Consider the following 19,098-nt stretch of genomic DNA (forward strand, 5'->3'; position numbering starts at 1 on the left):
CCGAAAATTTTATAGCTAAAGTCTTAAATATCTAGCCGTATAAAATGGGAATTTTGTTTGTAATCAAACCAACTTTATAAAAATACTATGTTATCAAAATAACTCAAAAAGTCAACTAGGCTATAGTTATATTTCTGAAGGATGACAAGGCGCCTAAAAATCTCTATATGTACAGTCTGTCGCGTTTTGTAGTCAAAAAGTATAGGTCTCAAATTGTCAATAATACCGTAATATCTTAAAAAGTCAATTAAATTTACCAGCCAAAGCATTACCAGTCGGAATCAAATTTGAGAATAGGAGAAAAAGAATATAACTGTTTCTTTTATAATAACTGTGTTGGTGCGTAACGCTATTAGATTTTCGCTTCGTTGAAAGATTGTAATAGCGTTACACACCCTACATCATTATATGCAAATGTGGGGTGCTTTGTTATTTGATTTTTCCGGAATGATAAATGGTTGTTTGGTAGTTACCATGATAAATATCAAAAGTCACCAAAGATTTACGAATTAAGTAGTGGTTGCACTGATGATTTTTTGCTTGTGTGTACGCTATTTTACAAGTAATGCTTTGAATACCGAATGGGGGTATGTAAGATGACACCGGAGGAACACGCAAAGGAACTCGAACGTATTGAACGTGCAATTCGTCAACGTGAGTCAACGTCAACGTCAGGTAAGCAAGATATCCAATTTTATCAAACTAGTAAGGTTCCACATAACCAAAGCGAACCACGAAGCGGAAGTTTATGGAAACCAAAGGTTATTTTGGGATTAAAGTTATTTGGTGTTGGGGTAGTGGCAATAGCTTTAGTTCGAGTTGCTGCGGTTGTTGCTAATTTACTAATTGTGGGAACACTATTATTTGTAGGGTATAAATTGTTTTTCGAGAAAAAGAAATAATATATAGGAAGGATTATTCAAAGATGGCAGGTAATGGTACTGATAATTTTCTCAATGACTTAGAGCGTGTTATTCAGGTACGCACGCAAGTTGCTGCATCCCTTGATAAAATGGCTGATACCATTAGTCAAGCTGAGGTATTAGGGGATAGTACACGTGATATTGATGATATACGTGTAGCAAGTAGCAATCTTCGCACGGGAGTGTTTCGCTTGATGGTGTTGGGTGATATGAAGCGAGGTAAGAGTACTTTTCTCAACGCTTTGATTGGAGAGCGGATTTTACCTAGTGACGTTAATCCTTGTACTGCCATCTTAACTGTACTTCGTTACGGCGCCGAAAAAAAGGTCACGGTGCATTTTGACGATGGCACACCTCAAACTATGGACTTTGAAACCTTCAAGGTAAAATATACCATCGACCCTGCCGAAGCCAAGAGGTTGGAACAAGATAATAAACAAGCTTTTCCTGGTGTTACTCATGCCATAGTAGAATATCCTTTACCTTTACTCTCCAAGGGAATTGAAATTGTTGATAGTCCTGGTTTGAATGATACGGAAGCTCGTAATGAGTTATCGCTGGGCTATATTAACAACTGTCACGCTATTCTATTCGTTTTACGCGCGTCACAACCTTGTACGCTGGGTGAGCGTAGATATTTAGAAAATTATATTAAAGGTCGTGGTCTCTCTGTATTTTTCCTGATAAATGCATGGGACCAGGTAAAAGAAGCACTTATTGACCCTGACGACGAAGACGAGTTACGTGAAGCTGAAGAACGGTTACGCAAAGTCTTTCATGCGAACTTAGCAGAATATTGCTTAGTTGATGGTCATGATATATATGATGAACGAGTATTCGAGCTTTCCTCTATCCAAGCGCTGCGTAAACGGTTAAAAAATCCTCAAGCTGATTTAGATAATACAGGATTTCCGCAATTTATGGGCGCCTTAAATACGTTCCTAACTCGTGAACGCGCGGTTTCTGAGTTGCGACAAGTTCGTACACTCGCACGTCAAGCAAGTAACAACACCAAGGAAAGTGTTGAACGACGAATACCTCTACTTGAACAGGGAGTTGAAGAACTTCGCAGCAGAATAAACTCGGTAGAACCCGAATTTAATAAACTTACTAATATTCGCGACGACTTTCAAAGAGAAATTCTCAAAACCCGTGATACCCAAGCACATAATATCTCCAACTCGTTCCGCAGTTACGTTTTAAACTTGGGTAATACCTTTGAAACAGACTTTTTGCGTTACCAACCAGAGCTAAATATATTAGACTTTCTCAGCAGTGGTAAACGGGAAGCATTTAACGCTGCACTTCAAAACGCATTTGAACAATATATTGCAGATAAGCTTGCTGCATGGACTTTAACTGCTGAACGTGATGTTAACAGTGCTTTTACACAGCTAGGTAGAAGCGCAGCTAAATATGGTGATACATATAATCAAATTACCAATCAAATCACCGAAAAACTTACAGGTGAGAAAGTCAAACTCAATACAGATGTATCGGGTGAAGAAGATGCACCAAGTTGGGCAAAATGGGCAATGGGACTTTTATCGTTATCTAGGGGTAATTTAGCAGGTTTTGCAATGGCAGGCGCCGGGTTTGATTGGAAGAATATATTATTAAATTACTTTACAGTATTAGGTGTCGGTGGATTATTATCTACTGTTACTGGTATATTCCTTGGACCAATAGGTTTTGCTGTACTTGGTTTAGGTGTAGGAGTGTTACAAGCAGACCAAGCACGAAAGGAGTTAGTAAAAACTGCGAAAAAAGAGCTTGTTAAGTATTTACCCCAAGTAGCGCAAGAACAATCTAAAACAGTATACGATGCTGTAAAAGAATGTTTCGATGCTTATGAGCGTGAAGTGAGTAAACGGATAAACGAGGATATATCATCACGCAAATCTGAACTCGATAACTTACTCAAACAAAAAGAAACGCGCGAGATTAACAACGAAGCTGAATTAAAACGCTTAAACAAACTCACTGAAGATGTATTCGCTCAATTAAACAACATTGAATCAGCTTTCTCTAACCTCCTCACATATTATAGTTAATTCTTTTCTTTGTGTTCTTCGTGTCTTTGTGGTTTTTTTATTAAACCACGAAGGCACAAAGGTCACAAAGGAAGAAAAGAAAGAATTATGCAAGATTTAATAAATACCCTTAAGAGTGTATCGAAGTTACTCGACCTAGATGTAACTACCATTTGTAACTATCTTACCAATCCAAACTTTCGCATTGCGGTATTTGGTCCCTTTAACCACGGTAAGTCTACACTATTAAATGCGATGTTGGGTAGCAAAACCTTACCCATCGATTTAATTCCAACGACAGGCGCCGCTATTACAGTAAAATACGGTACAGATATACGAACTCGTATCTTACTTAGTAACGGTAGTGAGATATATCGTAGCGGTACAGATATTTTAAAAGAGTTTGCTGTTTTAGATGGTGATAGACGGATGCGAGGTGATGTTACCTCTGTGGAAGTGTTTTATCCTCATCCATTTTTAGAAACAGGAATTGAATTTCTTGATCTACCTGGTACTAATGACCGCGAAGCACAGGATAATTTAGTTAAGGAACAACTACTTGGCGCCGATTTAGTTGTACAGTTATTAGACGCGCGCAAGTTGATGACTTTGGGTGAGCGTGAGAATTTACGTGACTGGTTACTCGATAGAGGTATCAAGACAGTTATTTTTGTCGCAAACTTTATTAATTTGCTTGAACCTGAAGAGCAAAAAGAGGTGCAAAATCGATTAAGATTTGTTGCAGAAAGTTTTCGTGCGGATATTCCACCTGGTTTTAGCAATTTATATCGAGTTGATGCATTACCTGCTTTACGCGCGAGAATAAAAGGTGATACGAGTTTGGCATCGAGTAGCGGGTTAGTGGAATTTGAAACAGCACTGCAAAATATAGCTACCATACTTAAGCATAGTAGAAAAGATGTTGTGGCACCGCGCGTTCAAGTGGTAACACAACAACTACAACAAGCTTTGAAAGCAAATATAACAAGTCTTGAAAACGAGATAAAAAAAGTTACTGATAAAAATAATGCTGCAAATGAAATTAAAAAGCGTGCGGAAAGTTTAATACAACAAGGTTTTACTCAAAGTCTCAATAAACTGCGTTCGCATTTAGAGCTAAGTAAGCTGAGAGACAAATATCAAAGTGATGCATCAGTAGCTTTAGCACAAGATAACTTTATCACGTGGGAAAACACATTTAAAAAAGATTTGAACGAATTACAGTTAGCTCTTATAAAATGGTTAGACCAAGCTAACGAGTTTTTCCAAACAGAGAAAAGGGAAGATTTAATATTACCTTTACCCAAACATCCAAAAATAACTTTACCACCTCGTACTAATAATAGTAGTGATTTTGGCGACCCTGGTTCATTAGCTGTGGGTGGTGGTATAGGTTGGGTTCTTGGTGGTCTACTAGGCGCCGCAGTTTTGGGTAGTATTGCTTATCTTGCCAATAAAACGATTCAAGAACAAGATAATAAAACCTCAACTCAATCATATCATCAACAGGTTGCTGCATTATGTCTAGATGCCGTCGATGAATATCTGAGTACCTTCAGTCGTGAAAGTTTATCTATATTAAACGAGTACGAACGCAAAGCAAACTCCATTATTCGCTTTATCGAACCAACTGACACACCGGATATTATCCAAAAACGTCAAAAATTACACCAATGGCAAAATAACTTAATTCAACTCAACCAAGCACTCTTAAGCAATTTAGGCATATCAACACCGAACGAATATAAAGTTGAAGTCACAAAAAATACTAATACTCAAACAGTATATCGTTCACAAGGAGTTGGCGCCAAAGAATCTATTGGAATACCAAAACCTGAACTAAAACCCGAACCAAAACCACAACCAAGCGTAGCAGAAGTTGAGGCAAAATTTCGTAACTGGGAACTAGACGAAGAAATTGCCCAGATGAAAGCTAATATGGGAATGCCAGGAACTCAACGTCAACAACCTACACCAGAAACAAATAAATCAATAAATCAAACACAAGCTTATAGTGTGTTAGGGTTAAAAGAAGGTGCCTCACTTACAGAAATTAAACAAGCATATCGAAAACTAGTAAAACAATGGCACCCAGACTTATTTACAGATAAAGCACAACAAAAACAAGCACAAGAAAAAATGCATCAAATTAACGAAGCATACAATATATTATCGTAGGGTGTGTCACTGCATAAACAATTCCTCACTAAGCACGAAAATCAAGTGCAGTGACGCACCTTACTAGTGCCACGCATAATTTACCACACCTTACTCATATTCAAAACAAACCCAGATAAAACATTCTCACCATCTAATGTAGGAGGATTATCAAGACACTCTACAGACATTCCCGGACGATAAATATATACCTTACGATTTTTTCTATCGATTAACCAACCAAGCTGTATCCCCTTTTCACGCATATATTCTTCCATTTTTTCTTGTAATGGTTTGAGATTATCACTCGCTGACCTAAACTCAATTAAAAAATCTGGAGTTATGGGGGCAAAACTTTGTTGTTGTTCTTGTGATAAACTATTCCAACATTCTAATTTTATCCAAGAAGCATCAGGAGAACGCTCGGCGCCTGTTCATAGTGTAAATCCAGTACTAGAGTCAAAACAAATACCAGTGCCATCTTGCTCTGACCAGACTCCTAATTGTACAGCAATGTTGAAATTACGATTTCCAGTTATTCCACCAGTTGGAGGCATTATTGATATATCTCCATATTTATTACGTTCAATGCGTAAATCACGATTAACCTGACAAAACTCAAAAAACTGTTCAGGAGTCATTTTATATGAAGATGGTAACTGTAATACGAGGGGGAAGGACATAGTGGAAATTTCCTTTAGTATTATAATTTTAACTGGTGGTGCCTTTGTAAATTTTATTGTAATGCTAACACCTTGTGTGTGTTGGGTTGCGTTCCTCCAGCCAACCTACAGGTGTGTAAAAGTCAACAAAATGGCGCCTGAAAAACTGGCAAACATTCAGACGCGATATACTAGCTGTTAAGATTGATTTTTTGATTGCTGTCGTATTACCGAAAAAACTGAACAGAAGAAGCTGTACCAGTAAGATGGTTTATTGTATAAGTCTGTATCTGTCCAACGTTTAATTTAGGGCTTATAGAAGAGCGTTGCAACGTTGTGATGCCGTCAGTTGTGATTTTTATCTGGTTATTTTGTCCAAGGTTGACACTTGGTATAATTAAACTAAAGTCTGTTGAACCCATGTCCGGTATAAGGCGGATTGTCACACTTACCAACTGGCCAATCCTCACGTCTTGTGTACGAATCTGTTCTCCTGTAAAGTGCAGTCTCTGTTGCTTGTCCTGATAATCGAAAGATGGTTTACCATCAAAGCCCGATGTTGAATATGTAATGTGCAGATTCTTACCTTGCAGTTCATATAAATTCGGAGTGTTTGCTTCTATTGCATGGGTTGGTAATACAGGCTCCCAAAAAGCTAACAATAATATTCCTGCTATACCCAATAATCTTCGGTTAAAAAAAATATTCATATTAATAAACCTCTATTTCAAGCTTCATTGACTAAAAGCTCGCCTTAAAAGTTTCTTCAATGTAAATCTTCCTTAAGTGCAAATACTACTGCTACTTGAGCGGTAGAAATATGTCGGTGATAGCCTCATACTCAGGCACATCAGGAAAAAAACTGACTCTCTGGAGATACAGTGGAAAGTCTCGCGGTTCTTCTCCGTTCAGTGGGAGCCATATAGAGTACAGATAAGTTATGCTCTGACTGATATTGCTGTCAGAACCTATGTGCCGCAATACAGCACATCTGCCACCAGGAATGATTTTTTCTACAACCCCAAATGGGTTGTCAAACACATCACGCTCCGTTGATGCACATATATCAAGGCGATAGTCGTCGGGTGCTGTCTCGGACGGATTATCATAGAGGATGTTGAAAGTGTCACTGACCGTAGGCGGCAAACAGTTCTGCTTTCGCCATTCGATAAATTTGCACACGGAGTTCCCTATGAGATTTGGGTCGCCACGGTGTTCAACGACTGCAACTTTGGTGTTTTTAAAGGAAATTAGCCTGACTTGCGCGGGCTGGTTTTTTAGTTTCATATACTTGATCCCTATATCACTTAATGGTTGGTAAGTCAAGTGCCAAAGACCCCACTGCGGCTGCTTTCTGAACTCAGAAGGGGTCTGCCCTATACTCTTTTTGAATGCGCGAGAAAACGATTCATGATTTTCGTAGCCACTCGCCAGCGCAATATCGATGATCTGCTTTTTGTGACGAAAGGCAAGTTGATAAGAAGCACGCTTTAAGCGATTGAGCTGAACGTATCTGTACAGGCTAACTTTCAAAAGCTCAGAGAACTGCCTGTGAAAATGATACTTTGAGAATGCAGCAACACTGCTGATCTGATCGACACCAAGGTCGTCGTCCAGATGAGTATCGATGTACTCAAGTACCTTGCGGAATCTAGCTAGATAGGTGTCAACAGAAGATGCAGTCAATGAAGTATCCTCAAGAGCCATATTCTCTAGCCTACTCACTCGGAATTAATAAAGCTTGACAGAAGTTGCTCAACCCAAGGTATTATCAGGTATAATCTGTGCTTGAACAGGGGTACTAGCAAGTGTTAAAAAGCCGCATAATAAAAGTTTTTGAACTAAATCTTGCTTTTGAATAATGATTACCTCGCGCTTGTAAATCAGTATCAATATTTACAGGCGCCGATTAAAGGTCAAAATTGAATATACGCTATAAATTTAGCTATAATCATTACTCATTGCCAGGATTCCAAAAGTGCTAAATTGTGTATAAATCTGGGTTTCGAGTGTCTACCATATGTGAAAGCAGTACCATCCACTTAGCATTAGTTAAAGTTTTTAAGGTGTGTAACTCAAATGGTTCAATTACAAATAAAGGCATTCAGATTTTAAAATGTTTAAATCTTTATAATTCAGAACCACTACCTGTGCAAGATATCCAAAACCCTGACCAAACTTGGGTAATAACCGTGATATACGATGGTAATTCTGATAGTAGCGAAGTTTGGGTATTTGATAGGGGGCGCCTGGATGCTTCCCCCGTCTGCAAACTTGGATGACCGAGTGTCATTCCCCCTGGTTTCCACGGCACTTGGAATTCTCGTTAATATCTTCTGTTGCAGCAACCGTTGGTTAAAATGAAGGCGCCTTCTATGGGTTCGTTATTAAATATGATGGGTTAATTTGCAACGGATGTAACGGATGAGTTATTATTTAAAATTCAATACCCGTTACATTCGTTCATAATCTAGAGAATTTGGGACAAAAACTTGCGGGTGCGTTCTTGGGTTGGGTTTTGAAAGAAGTTAGTAGGAGTTGCTTCTTCGACTATTAGGCCACCATCCATAAATATAACTCGGTCGGCAACTTCGCGCGCGAAACCGACTTCGTGAGTAACAACAACCATTGTCATACCATCCGCAGCAAGTTTTTTCATAGTCTCCAAAACTTCGCGCACCATTTCCGGGTCGAGTGCTGAGGTTGGTTCGTCGAATAGCATAACTTTGGGTTGCATAGCTAAAGCTCTTGCTATAGCAACTCGTTGTTGTTGTCCACCTGATAACTGTCCCGGATATTTCTGTGCTTGTTCTAATATCCCCACCCTTTCGAGTAATTGCATGGCAACTTCTTTGGCTTTTGCTTTTGACCATTTTCTTACCCATATCGGCGCCAGTGTAATATTATCGAGTACAGTTAAATGTGGAAACAAATTAAATTGTTGAAATACCATCCCCACTTCACGACGAATAGTATCAATATTTTTTAAATCATCAGTCAAAGCAATACCATCAATTTCTATACGTCCTTGCTGATACTCCTCCAAAGCATTAAAAGTACGAATAAACGTAGACTTTCCAGAACCAGAAGGACCCATAATAACAACCACCTCACCTCGGTTCACAGTCAAACTCACCCCCCGTAAAACCTGAAACTTTCCATACCACTTTTGAACATTCTCAGCAACAATAACAACTTCCCTATCCATCTTCCTTTCTTCCTTTGCGTACTTTGCGTCCTTTGCGGTTCGTTTTAAAAATCTAAACTTTTTCCAAACGTTGAGAAACCAGAGACATCGAATAACAAAACACCCAATAAAGTAACCCAACAAATAAATAAACCTCAGCATACCTATTTAAAAACTCAGGTTGAGCTAAAATAGAGCGAGAAATACCAGTCAACTCCAACAACCCCACAATAGATAACAGCGAAGTATCCTTAAACAAACCGATAAACTGCCCCACTAAAGCCGGAATCACCGCGCGTAAAGCTTGAGGTAAAATAATTAATATCATAATATAAACACTATTTAACCCAATAGCTTTACCAGCTTCAAACTGTCCACGAGGTATAGACTGAAGACCACCCCGAACATTCTCTGCTAAATAAGCAGCACTAAACAAAGTCAAACCAGCAATACCCCGCAACACTCTGTCCAAAGTAATATCATCAGGTAAAACCAAAGGTAACATCACCTGAGCGATAAACAAAATCCCAATTAATGGCAATCCCCGCACTATCTCAATATATAGGATACAAAAATTTCTCACTACAAACAACTTACTCTGGCGCCCCAAAGCCAAAAGTACACCCAAAGGAAACGAAATAAGTATACTAGTTACAGCCATTACCAAAGTCAGCAGTAAACCGTTCCATAAATTACTGTCTGCTTTTTCTAACCCCAAACCACCACCAATTAACCATAGAATAACAGGAAAAGATATTGCCCATCCTAATGGTAGCCACTTGTTTGGTATTTTCTTAACCAAACTCCCTATAGTTACAATCGTTAAACCCAAAATAATAAATATTGATACCCAGATTCGCCAATACATTTGCACTGGATAACGCCCGACTAAAAATAGCTGTAGGTTGACACCAATAACTTTCCATTGTGCGATAAACAATATCCAGGTAAAAATAGATTTGGCGCCCCAAACAAGCAAGAATACACAAACAATAGTTAAAATACTATTGTACCAGGTGTCAAATAAATTTTTCCGTAACCACTTTATGATTTTTTGATTCACTTGCTTATCTTTCCTTAAGTTGAAAGGAACGGTTTAATGTGTTCATTGTTAAGGAGATAGTCAAACTTATAGTTAAATAAGTTACCATAATTAACAACATGACTTCTACAGCTTTACCAGTTTGATTAAAAGTGGTAGAAGCGACGAAGTAAATATCAGGATAACCAACTGCAATAGCTAAACTAGAGTTTTTGGCTATGTTTAGATATTGACTAGTTAAAGGTGGAATAATTACTCGTAAAGCTTGAGGAAGAATTACTAACCGCATAATTAATCCTGGTTTGAAACCCAGCGCGCGTGCAGCTTCCCATTGTCCTCTAGCAACCGACTGAATACCTCCTCGAATAATTTCTGCAATAAACGCACCTGCATATAATGTTAATCCGAGAATCAATGCAGATAGCTCCGAAGAAATTTCGAGACCAAAAGGTAATTGTGTACCTTTATTATTAAGATTGATTAAGCCAAAGAAAGAAATTTGATTCTCAAGTTTTGGTAAACTGATAAAAACGGCAAAATACCAGAAGAACAATTGTAAAAGTAATGGTGTGTTCCGTAATACTTCTACATAAACCAAAGCTAAATTACGCACCAACCAATTAGTAGATAACCGTGCGATACCAACAACGGCGCCTACAATTGTTGCTAAAATGATTCCAACAATAGAAACTCGTAAAGAATTGAGTAACCCAACTAGTAAAGCACGATAATACGAATCAGTAGGTTTGTAAGGGACAAGAGTTTCACCAATATCAAAAGAAGCTTGAGACTGTAAAAAATCAAACCCAAAGCCAATTCCCAATAGTTCTAAATTATACGTTAGGTTATCCCATAATATAAATACAACAATGGCAACGGTAAAAACAGAAATTAATTGAGCGGCAATGCTTAGAAATTTTCGATTACGCCAAAAAGGAGTCATAATAAATTTTAAACGTAGGGTGCGTGACACTATAAAAATCTTAAAACGAAGCAAAAAATCCCGTGGTGTCACGCACCTTACCGGAAAGGAGGAGCATATAAAATTCCACCTTGGTTCCAAAGCTTATTCTTACCTCTTTCCAACTTTAACTCCGAATTTTTACCTAAATTGCGGTCATAAACTTCGCTATAATTACCCACATGTATAATAATACGTTTAACAAAATCATTTGGAAGTCCGGCGCCTTTACCTAAATCACCTTCAGCACCTAACATGCGCTTAATTTCAGCATTATTACCATTAGCTAACTGATTAACATTCTGTGAAGTAACACCCAACTCTTCAGCATTAATCAAAGCATTAATAGTCCACTTTACCACATCAAACCACTTAGTATCACCATTTTTCACAGCAGGCGCCAAAGGTTCTTTGGATATCAATAAATCTAAAACAGTATGTTCCAGAGGTTTAGATAAAGTAGTGCGTCGAGAAACTAACTGCGAACGGTCAGAAGTGACAGCTTCACACCGTCCTTGCTCATAAGTTGTAAAAACCGTATTAACATCTTCAAACACAATAGGTTTATAACTAATACCTCTTTGTCGCATTTGGTCTGCCAAGTTTTGCTCGTTAGTAGTACCCGTTTGCGTACAAACAGATTTACCTTTAAGGTCTTCCAAACGTTTAATATTACTATTTTTTCTAACCATAATGCCTTGACCATCGTAAAACACCACAGGTGCAAACTCCAAACCAGTAGCAGTATCTCGACTAAAAGTCCAGGTAGTATTACGACTTAATATATCAACTTCACCTGTTTGGACAGCAGTAAAACGTTCCTTCGCGTTTAAATTACGGTATTCAACTTTTTTCGGGTCATCGAATATGGCAGCAGCAATAGCACGACACACATCTACATCCAACCCTGCATATTCTCCGTTTGCCTTTACAAAACTAAACCCAGGTAACTGTCCACTCACACCGCAAACAAGTTTACCCCGACTTTTAATTGTATCTAACCTACTGACAGTAGTAGTATTACCACCTCGCAGGCGCCTGCTGCAACCAGTCATTGAAAGCATTACCGCTAAAATAGCAAATAATAAATACCATTTTCGATTTAACATTTATCCAGCAACTCCTTTATAAGTATGTTAATAACTTTCTTATAGACCAAGAATATTACTATGATTTACTCTAGTTAAGCTCGATTTTTATGCAAAATCTCGCTGAAAACTGGTTTATTGTTGGACATCCCACAATAAAAACGACGATTTTCGCTCTTCAACCAGGTTTATAAGCATAAATCAGTATTTTTTTAAATATTATACGTATCAGTATAATATCTGTTATAAGTAACTATATATGGCAATACAGTTATATTATTTTAATTTTAACTAGCGTACTTGGGGAGGTGCCTTCAAAGTACGCGGTATCATGTTAATAGTAAGGAAAAAAAGAAAATGGTAGCTAACCAACAAGATTCAGTCGAAACCAGATTGAACCGTCTTGAAACCTTATTCGCAAACGTAGGTGAGATGGTAGTAGCACAGAATAGCGCTATTAATGCCTTGACAGAAAGGATGAATCAGCAAAGTAACGCTATCGACACCTTGACAGAAAGGATGACCAATGCTATTGATACTTTAACTGTGAGGATAAACGAGCATAACGATACTATTGATGTGTTAGTCGAAAATATTAAAGAGTCGAATGAAAATTATCGTAACCTAAGCGAACAAACAGATCGTAGACTTATAGAATTATCAGAACAAGCAGCCCAGGATAGGCAACAAGCAGCTATTGACCGTCAAGCGTGGGAAGCAAAGTCACAAAGAATATGGCAATATCTTTTACGGGAAAGTGGAAACGGTAGGCAAGGCACATAATCACGATATTGTAATATCATGTCCGGTTGATTGCCCACCCCGGTAGAGACGTTACATGTAACGTAAGAACAAGGTTTTTATTACGGTTATGCTACCGGACATAATATAATTGGGCACCCATTACTTTCCAATTCCAAAGTGTGCCCCAATATGATAATAAAAAAGGCGCCTTCATTGAAATAATGGCGCCTAATTATGTTATGGAAAATATAATTACTTGTTGGGTTGAGGTGTCATACGCAGGTAAGGTTTAACTTCTTGATAACCTTTGGGGAATTTTTCCTTGAGGACTTCGGGGTCTTTTAGAGAGGGGACAATTACAACGTCTTCACCATCTTTCCAGTCAGCTGGTGTTGCTACACTGTAATTGTCGGTAAGTTGTAATGAGTCTATTACACGCAAAATTTCGTCAAAGTTACGTCCTGTACTTGGAGGATAAGTAAACGATAGACGTAGTTTCTTTTGTGGGTCTATTACAAATACAGAACGTACCGTTACTGTAGCTGCTGCATTTGGGTGAATCATATCGTAAAGTTCGGAAACTTTACGGTCAGGGTCAGCCAAAATAGGGTAGTTGAGGGATGTGCTTTGAGTTTCTTCAATATCACCTACCCAACCGTTGTGCGAGTCAACGTCGTCTACACTAAGGGCAATTGCTTTAACGTTACGCTTATCGAATTCGGGTTTGAGCTTTGCGACAGTTCCCAGTTCTGTGGTGCAAACTGGTGTAAAATCGGCTGGATGAGAGAACAAGATTACCCAGCTATCACCTGCCCAGTCGTAAAAGCTGATTTCACCGTGGGTTGATGCTTGAGTGAAGTTTGGTACTGTATCGCCTAAACGGAGAGTCATGAGAGATTCCCTGTACTTATGAAGCCATAATGTCTACTTTAAGAATCATGCCATAAATTCCGGTATCCCGATTGGACTGACGCTGTTTATTACAAAATTTTAAGTATCGCTTCAACTTTGTTTGCAATTTGACATATTCCTTCGCATCACGACTAGTATCATTATCGTAAGTTAGAACCATGAGTCGGTGCGTGACGCTACAAGTCTTATAACTACGTTGGAATTTTTTCGTAGCGTCACGCACCCTACGTTGAAATATTTTCGCGGTAAAATTCTATCATCTGGCGCCCGATTCCATCCCAGCTATAATTTTGTAGTGCATAGTTCCGCGCGTTTATACCTCTGTTTTTACGTTCTTCTGAGTTTTGTAGTGCTTCACTAAGTGAGTTGGTAAGGTCTAAAACTTCTGTTTTTGCAACCCATCCTGATTTACTATTTTGTATATCATGCCATATATGCACTTGGTCTGATATTACAACGGGTTTTCCTGCTACCATCGCTTCAGCTACCGCAATACCAAAGTTTTCATAGTATGATGGAAGTACAAATAAGTCGGCAGCTTGTAATAATGCTGATTTTTCTTCTCCTGTAACAAATCCTGTAATGGTAGTATATGTGTGTAATGGTGAATTTTGCAGTCCCGTTCTAATTCCTTCTTCGTAACTAGGGTCTTGAGGATTTCCACCTGCTAAGACAAAATGAAAGTCTAAATTTTGTGCTTTGAGTTTTTCTAACGCGGGTATTAATAAGTCTAAACCTTTTTTCGGGTCTATCCGCGACATAAATAATATCAATGGTACATCTTCAGAAATTCCATATCGCAAACGTACTGTGTTGTTTGGGTTGATGTTTGAGGGACTTACACCATTAGGCAAAATAATATCGCACGTTTTTGCTCCAAATCGTTCAGATACTTTTGCCTCTTGATTACTGGTAAAATGTAAAGCTGTGGCGCCTGCAATATTGGCACGTTCTAATACTGCTGCATAAATTTTCTTTAATTGACTCTTTTTACGTAGGTCAGCAGGGTCAAGTGTACCTAATGGACGTAGTATATAAGGCAGCTTGTGTTTTCTACATATTGCTGCTGCTGCACTACTAACTGGAGAAAATAAAGCATGAATATGCGCTATGTCATACTCGCGCGCGTGTTCGTTTAACCATTTGAGTAATGACAGGGAAAACTTGTAGCGACGAAACGGTACACAGCGAAAATAAATTATTTCATATCCGTCTTGTTTCACTGGTTGGTTCAATACCACATCCAAAGGTTTTTGTCCAGTGTCACCGTTACTATCTGTTGTTAGTATAGTTACTTCGGCGCCATGTTTTACTAGCGCAGGCGCCAGTCCCAACACCATTTGACTGGGACCCCCGTATACTAAAGATATCGAAGGAACAATTTGCAGTATTTTCATTTAATTTGATAATATTTCTTTATAAAATTCCAACTGTTGCTTTGCTAAAGCTGTGTTGGTATATCGTGACATCGCTTTGGCATATCCCAATTGTCCCAAATTATGCGCTAGTTCTGGTTCTTCCATCAACGCTGTTAAACAACTAGCTAACGAGTCTACATTACCTTCGGGAAATACCATCCCTGTATCCCCAACAACATGAGGTATTTCTCCTGAGTCTGAACCTATCACTGGTATTTGACATGCCATCGCTTCAATTATCACATGTCCAAATTGCTCTTTCCAACCAACTGATGTCAAAGTCTTAAATTTATACGTTGTTTCTGATGGCAAAACTAAAGTACTCATCAAATTTATATAATCACATACTTCGTGATGCGGTACACTTTCAACGATGATAATTCTATCTTCTAAGTTAGCGGCGCGCGCTTTGTGTAATAATTCATCTTTGAGTACTCCTCTACCCAAAAGTAAACATTTCCATTCTTTGTCTCTTATCTTCTCCAACGCATTCAATAGTGTCATTATTCCTTTCTCTGGAACAAATCTACCAACAAATCCAATTATAAATTCACTCCTGTTGATATTTAGTTTCTCTGCGAGTTTTGGTTGGAGTTTGGGAGTAAAGAGGTTTTCATCGACTCCTAATTGTGGCATAACTTTAATTTTACCGTTATATCCTCGCTCTTTGAGAATCTTGGCGCCGTCTTGGTTGCCTGATATAATGCCGTGTGTATTGCTGAGGTTGTATTTTTCCAGTAGAGAAGCAACTTTGTTTAGTTCGTATGGTAAATTCCACCAAGTAAAGAAGACGTTTTTAGCTTTGAGTCCCAAAAGTTTGTTCAAGGTTATCATTTGGGCATATCCTAAAGCTTTAGCACCTTGCTCAACTTGAATTATATCAGGACGGAATGATTTAAGTACAGATACTAAATCGGCGCCGAATGTGAGTAAACCTTGATGGTTTTGACTAAAGTTGGAAACAGGGACTATACGGAAGTGACCTTCGTCTTTATATTGAGTTTCAATAATTTTATTTTGAACCCCACCAGGTTTCCATCGTTTGGGAACGACTACCGTTACCTCAATGTTATCTTCGAGTCGAGAAAGCGTGCGGAGTTTCTCGCAGTTCAGGTCTACTATATATGTATGGCTGGCAATTAATATTTTCATAGTTTTATGTATGGTTTCTTCCTTTGCGTACTTTGCGTCTTTGCGGTTCAAATAAACAAACCGCAAAGTACGCTGCATAGGGGAATAAAGTCAGGCGCCTACTGTATCATCAAGATGAGTATATATTTGTCCATCATTCCATTTGGACTGGATAACTGTACCCAAGGCTTTGAGAAATCCGAGGGTGTAGAAGACGAAGCGCGTTAAAATTTTAATTGGCGAACCGCTTTTATGACAAGGTGGGCGCCCAAGTACATGGCAGTCAAACAAACGCGCGTACAAACGCAGTGCTTGAGTTGCGGTAAGATTTTTCAAACCCATCAAAAAATGATTATGGTAAAAGGTGAGTTGATATTTGGGAGAACGAGTACTGATATCGTGACAACCACCCGTTTCCTCTCCAATATGAATTAGATGTGCTTCGGGGTCATACCAAATTTTATATCCTGTTTGCCGTAATCTTAAACAAAAGTCTGATTCTTCACGCACTGCACTACCACGAAACCTTTCATCAAAGTGTAAACCGTGTTTAAAAAAGATTTCACGACGGAATGACATGTTACATCCCCGCGCGGTTAATACTTGTTGGGGTTTGACGGTGTGAACTAAGTCTATGTAATACCAAGCAATACCTGGGTCCATTGCTTGAGGTGGTAGATATTCGATTGTTTTATAGTTGCTGTCTCCCTGAGTACGACCAGCAGACGAGTCTGCCATTTTCATTCGGTCAAACACTCTTCCTGCTACGGCGCCTATTTCTGGTTTATCGATAAAGTTCTGAGCGTGAGCCTTTAAAAATCCTGATTCTACCTTCACATCATCATCGATAAATAAGATTATCTCACCAATTGACCGCCGCACCGCATAATTCCGGGCGCCGGGTAAAGAAGCCCAATTCAAACGATACCACTTAATTTTACTTACTGTTGCCAATCCTTGTAAGTAACTTTCAATTTCGGGTTTATGTTGTGGAGTTTGGTCTACAACTATAATTTCATAGTTTGGATAATCTTGTTTTAAAATATCGTCGATACTGTCACGCAAGGCTTCTTCGCGTCCATATGTCGGTATAATTACTGAAATACATGGTAAAGTCATATTGTTTATAATTATTTTTTACTCTTCTTTTTACCTTTTTTATCCTGCACCCTTTCTAGTTGCTCCTCTTTAAGTCGTTCGATTTTATCTATCTCCGGAAGCTTTAATAGAATACCGGCGCCAAACCAGTAATATACTGCCACCGGGTCTACATCCAAAGGATAATAATAAGTGTTGTAACTTATAAACAATATAAACACCCACATAGTCGCAGCGTAACTGCGGAAATTACGGTTTTTTATCGTTCGATAGGTACGAAAGCAAATTATTGTTAAACTTGTTACAAATCCTACCCACGCAAGTAGCCCTAATATGCCCACTTCGTGCAATACTTTGGGATAGTATGTTTCAACTAATTTAGTTTCACCCATTGCACGCGCGGAGTTGGTAGCACGTCCAAGACCACTACCAAGGGGACCATCAACGTTTTTCCAAACTTCCTCAAATTGGTTGACAATAAATTCTTGAGGAGGAGAAGCTTCCCAACGACTTGTAAAGCTTTCAGTACGTTCTGCGATGACAGTAGGGTTACTCACAAAGGCAACCCCTAGAATTAAAGCAAGTCCTCCTAATATGGGAATAAACTTTTTCAGGTTGCCAAGTTGTCCTGTGAGAAACAAGCAGAGAAGGAAACATACGGGTACTAAAGCTAAAGCGATACGCTGTCCAGAAATAACCGCGTTGACAAAAACAACAACTAAAGACCCTAAACTGAGACCTCTCCAAAGTATTGAAGGGTCACTAAACCCAGTTGCGAAGGTAAAAAAGGTACTCGCTATCAAAAACCATGCCCATTGCCACGGTGCCACAAAGGTTCCAGGTAAACGTATCATACCTTCAGACGGACTATAAATTAAGGCGCCGCCAAAATAACATCGCGCTTCAAGAGATGCTTTAAATAAAGCGTCACCAGTAGCGTTACGAGTACCTTCACAGACTCCAACTAACAGCAGTAGATATTGAATTATTCCTAAAATACCGCAAGCGAGAATAAATACGACTTGTAACCGTGTTAGTCGTAAAAAATCTTTTTTATCGCGAATAGTATAGTAAATGCAGCTAATTAACGGTACATAACCTATAAATACTTTGAGTCCCAAAATGCCCATACCAATAGGAAACTCTTTGGGTGCAGGTTTAAATGGTAGAGAGGGGGGAGGGTTGAATTGCTGGGCGCCGTTAACAGACAGTAAGGTTAGAATACAAAACCCCAGTAAAATAAATAGGGGGATTTTAATACCTTGAGGGATGAGTAGAGGTAAACGTTGCTTTTTGAGGTTTTGCCATAAGCCAATTAAGGCGGGGAAGAAGAAAGCATCCTTAGCGAGTTGTAATATAGGGCTATTGCCTAGATAATAGGTAATAGTGCCGCCAAATGGAACGTAAGCGATAAAAAATAGTAAAGCTGGGGCAGGGTATTTGTAAGAGAGAGAGATTGCGATTACACCTAGAAGACCGGGTAAGGCAACTTTGATACCACCAACCGCGAATAGAATAGCACCAATAAACAAACCGGCGCCGACAGCAGCAGAAAGAAAACTCGTCAACTCCTTCTGTGCAGCAGCAGCTTTACGCTTTTGTGTTAGTCGCTCTTTCAAGTCTACCACAACGCTTGCTTCAGACTGATTCGACTCAGACTTAGACTTAGACTTAGACTTAGACTTAGACTTAGACTTTTTCTTAGAAATAGGGGTATCAGTCATCTGAAACGAACAGTAACA

16 protein-coding genes and 1 pseudogene are annotated in these 19,098 nt (G+C 38.8%); 5 read left to right on the forward strand and 12 right to left on the reverse strand.

Going from position 1 to position 19,098, the window contains the following annotated elements:
* Nucleotides 1–596: 596 nt before the first annotated feature.
* From AC2JBO_RS06525 to AC2JBO_RS06535, 3 genes are all read left to right on the forward strand, one after another.
* A complete protein-coding gene (locus AC2JBO_RS06525; protein ID WP_496952824.1) occupies nucleotides 597–902 on the forward strand; it encodes a hypothetical protein in 306 nt (101 codons plus the stop codon).
* 23 nt (nucleotides 903–925) lie between these two features.
* Nucleotides 926–2,977 carry a dynamin family protein gene (locus tag AC2JBO_RS06530; protein ID WP_496952825.1) on the forward strand — a complete coding sequence of 684 codons (2,052 nt, stop codon included), beginning with the start codon at nucleotides 926–928 and terminating at the stop codon, nucleotides 2,975–2,977.
* Nucleotides 2,978–3,064: 87 nt separating this feature from the next.
* Nucleotides 3,065–5,134 (forward strand): dynamin family protein, encoded by a 2,070-nt coding sequence (locus AC2JBO_RS06535; RefSeq protein WP_496952826.1) that lies wholly within the window; start codon nucleotides 3,065–3,067, stop codon nucleotides 5,132–5,134.
* An 80-nt stretch (nucleotides 5,135–5,214) separates the two neighbouring features.
* Here AC2JBO_RS06535 and AC2JBO_RS06540 read toward each other — a convergent pair.
* The 3 genes and pseudogenes from AC2JBO_RS06540 to AC2JBO_RS06550 form a co-directional block, all read right to left on the reverse strand.
* Nucleotides 5,215–5,796, reverse strand: a pseudogene (locus tag AC2JBO_RS06540) (Uma2 family endonuclease).
* 206 nt (nucleotides 5,797–6,002) lie between these two features.
* Nucleotides 6,003–6,485, reverse strand: coding sequence for a hypothetical protein (locus AC2JBO_RS06545; protein WP_496952827.1), 483 nt, complete (start codon nucleotides 6,483–6,485; stop codon nucleotides 6,003–6,005).
* Nucleotides 6,486–6,576: 91 nt separating this feature from the next.
* A complete protein-coding gene (locus AC2JBO_RS06550; protein ID WP_496952828.1) occupies nucleotides 6,577–7,482 on the reverse strand; it encodes an AraC family transcriptional regulator in 906 nt (301 codons plus the stop codon).
* A 443-nt stretch (nucleotides 7,483–7,925) separates the two neighbouring features.
* Here AC2JBO_RS06550 and AC2JBO_RS06555 point away from each other — a divergent pair, with 443 nt between their 5' ends.
* On the forward strand, nucleotides 7,926–8,057 hold the full coding sequence (locus AC2JBO_RS06555) for a hypothetical protein (protein ID WP_496952874.1): 132 nt from the start codon (nucleotides 7,926–7,928) through the stop codon (nucleotides 8,055–8,057).
* Nucleotides 8,058–8,245: 188 nt separating this feature from the next.
* Here AC2JBO_RS06555 and AC2JBO_RS06560 read toward each other — a convergent pair whose 3' ends face one another.
* From AC2JBO_RS06560 to AC2JBO_RS06575, 4 genes are all read right to left on the reverse strand, one after another.
* The gene (locus AC2JBO_RS06560) at nucleotides 8,246–8,983 is read right to left on the reverse strand and encodes an amino acid ABC transporter ATP-binding protein (protein WP_496952829.1); all 738 of its coding nucleotides are present in this window, start codon (nucleotides 8,981–8,983) and stop codon (nucleotides 8,246–8,248) included.
* A gap of 52 nt (nucleotides 8,984–9,035) precedes the next feature.
* Nucleotides 9,036–10,025 (reverse strand): amino acid ABC transporter permease, encoded by a 990-nt coding sequence (locus tag AC2JBO_RS06565; protein ID WP_496952830.1) that lies wholly within the window; start codon nucleotides 10,023–10,025, stop codon nucleotides 9,036–9,038.
* 4 nt (nucleotides 10,026–10,029) lie between these two features.
* Nucleotides 10,030–10,947 carry an amino acid ABC transporter permease gene (locus AC2JBO_RS06570; protein WP_496952831.1) on the reverse strand — a complete coding sequence of 306 codons (918 nt, stop codon included), beginning with the start codon at nucleotides 10,945–10,947 and terminating at the stop codon, nucleotides 10,030–10,032.
* Between the two features lie 77 nt (nucleotides 10,948–11,024).
* Nucleotides 11,025–12,074 carry an amino acid ABC transporter substrate-binding protein gene (locus AC2JBO_RS06575; RefSeq protein WP_496952832.1) on the reverse strand — a complete coding sequence of 350 codons (1,050 nt, stop codon included), beginning with the start codon at nucleotides 12,072–12,074 and terminating at the stop codon, nucleotides 11,025–11,027.
* A gap of 336 nt (nucleotides 12,075–12,410) precedes the next feature.
* On the opposite strand from AC2JBO_RS06575, the gene AC2JBO_RS06580 reads away from it, so the two are divergent.
* Nucleotides 12,411–12,836, forward strand: coding sequence for a hypothetical protein (locus tag AC2JBO_RS06580; protein WP_496952833.1), 426 nt, complete (start codon nucleotides 12,411–12,413; stop codon nucleotides 12,834–12,836).
* Between the two features lie 213 nt (nucleotides 12,837–13,049).
* Here the strand turns inward: AC2JBO_RS06580 and AC2JBO_RS06585 are convergent, their stop codons facing one another.
* The 5 genes from AC2JBO_RS06585 to hpsL all read right to left on the reverse strand — a co-directional run bounded on the left by AC2JBO_RS06585 (nucleotide 13,050) and on the right by hpsL (nucleotide 19,080).
* On the reverse strand, nucleotides 13,050–13,688 hold the full coding sequence (locus AC2JBO_RS06585) for a peroxiredoxin (protein ID WP_496952834.1): 639 nt from the start codon (nucleotides 13,686–13,688) through the stop codon (nucleotides 13,050–13,052).
* A 245-nt stretch (nucleotides 13,689–13,933) separates the two neighbouring features.
* On the reverse strand, nucleotides 13,934–15,106 hold the full coding sequence (hpsP, locus tag AC2JBO_RS06590) for a hormogonium polysaccharide biosynthesis glycosyltransferase HpsP (protein WP_496952835.1): 1,173 nt from the start codon (nucleotides 15,104–15,106) through the stop codon (nucleotides 13,934–13,936).
* Entirely contained in the window at nucleotides 15,107–16,279 is a 1,173-nt protein-coding gene (gene hpsO, locus AC2JBO_RS06595) for a hormogonium polysaccharide biosynthesis glycosyltransferase HpsO (RefSeq protein WP_496952836.1), read from the reverse strand.
* A 90-nt stretch (nucleotides 16,280–16,369) separates the two neighbouring features.
* Nucleotides 16,370–17,377, reverse strand: coding sequence for a hormogonium polysaccharide biosynthesis glycosyltransferase HpsN (hpsN, locus tag AC2JBO_RS06600; RefSeq protein WP_496952837.1), 1,008 nt, complete (start codon nucleotides 17,375–17,377; stop codon nucleotides 16,370–16,372).
* An 11-nt stretch (nucleotides 17,378–17,388) separates the two neighbouring features.
* Nucleotides 17,389–19,080, reverse strand: coding sequence for a hormogonium polysaccharide biosynthesis protein HpsL (gene hpsL / locus AC2JBO_RS06605; RefSeq protein ID WP_496952838.1), 1,692 nt, complete (start codon nucleotides 19,078–19,080; stop codon nucleotides 17,389–17,391).
* Between the last annotated feature and the right edge of the window lie 18 nt (nucleotides 19,081–19,098).

Source organism: Calothrix sp. CBUCES-K 9914 (assembly GCF_059640475.1).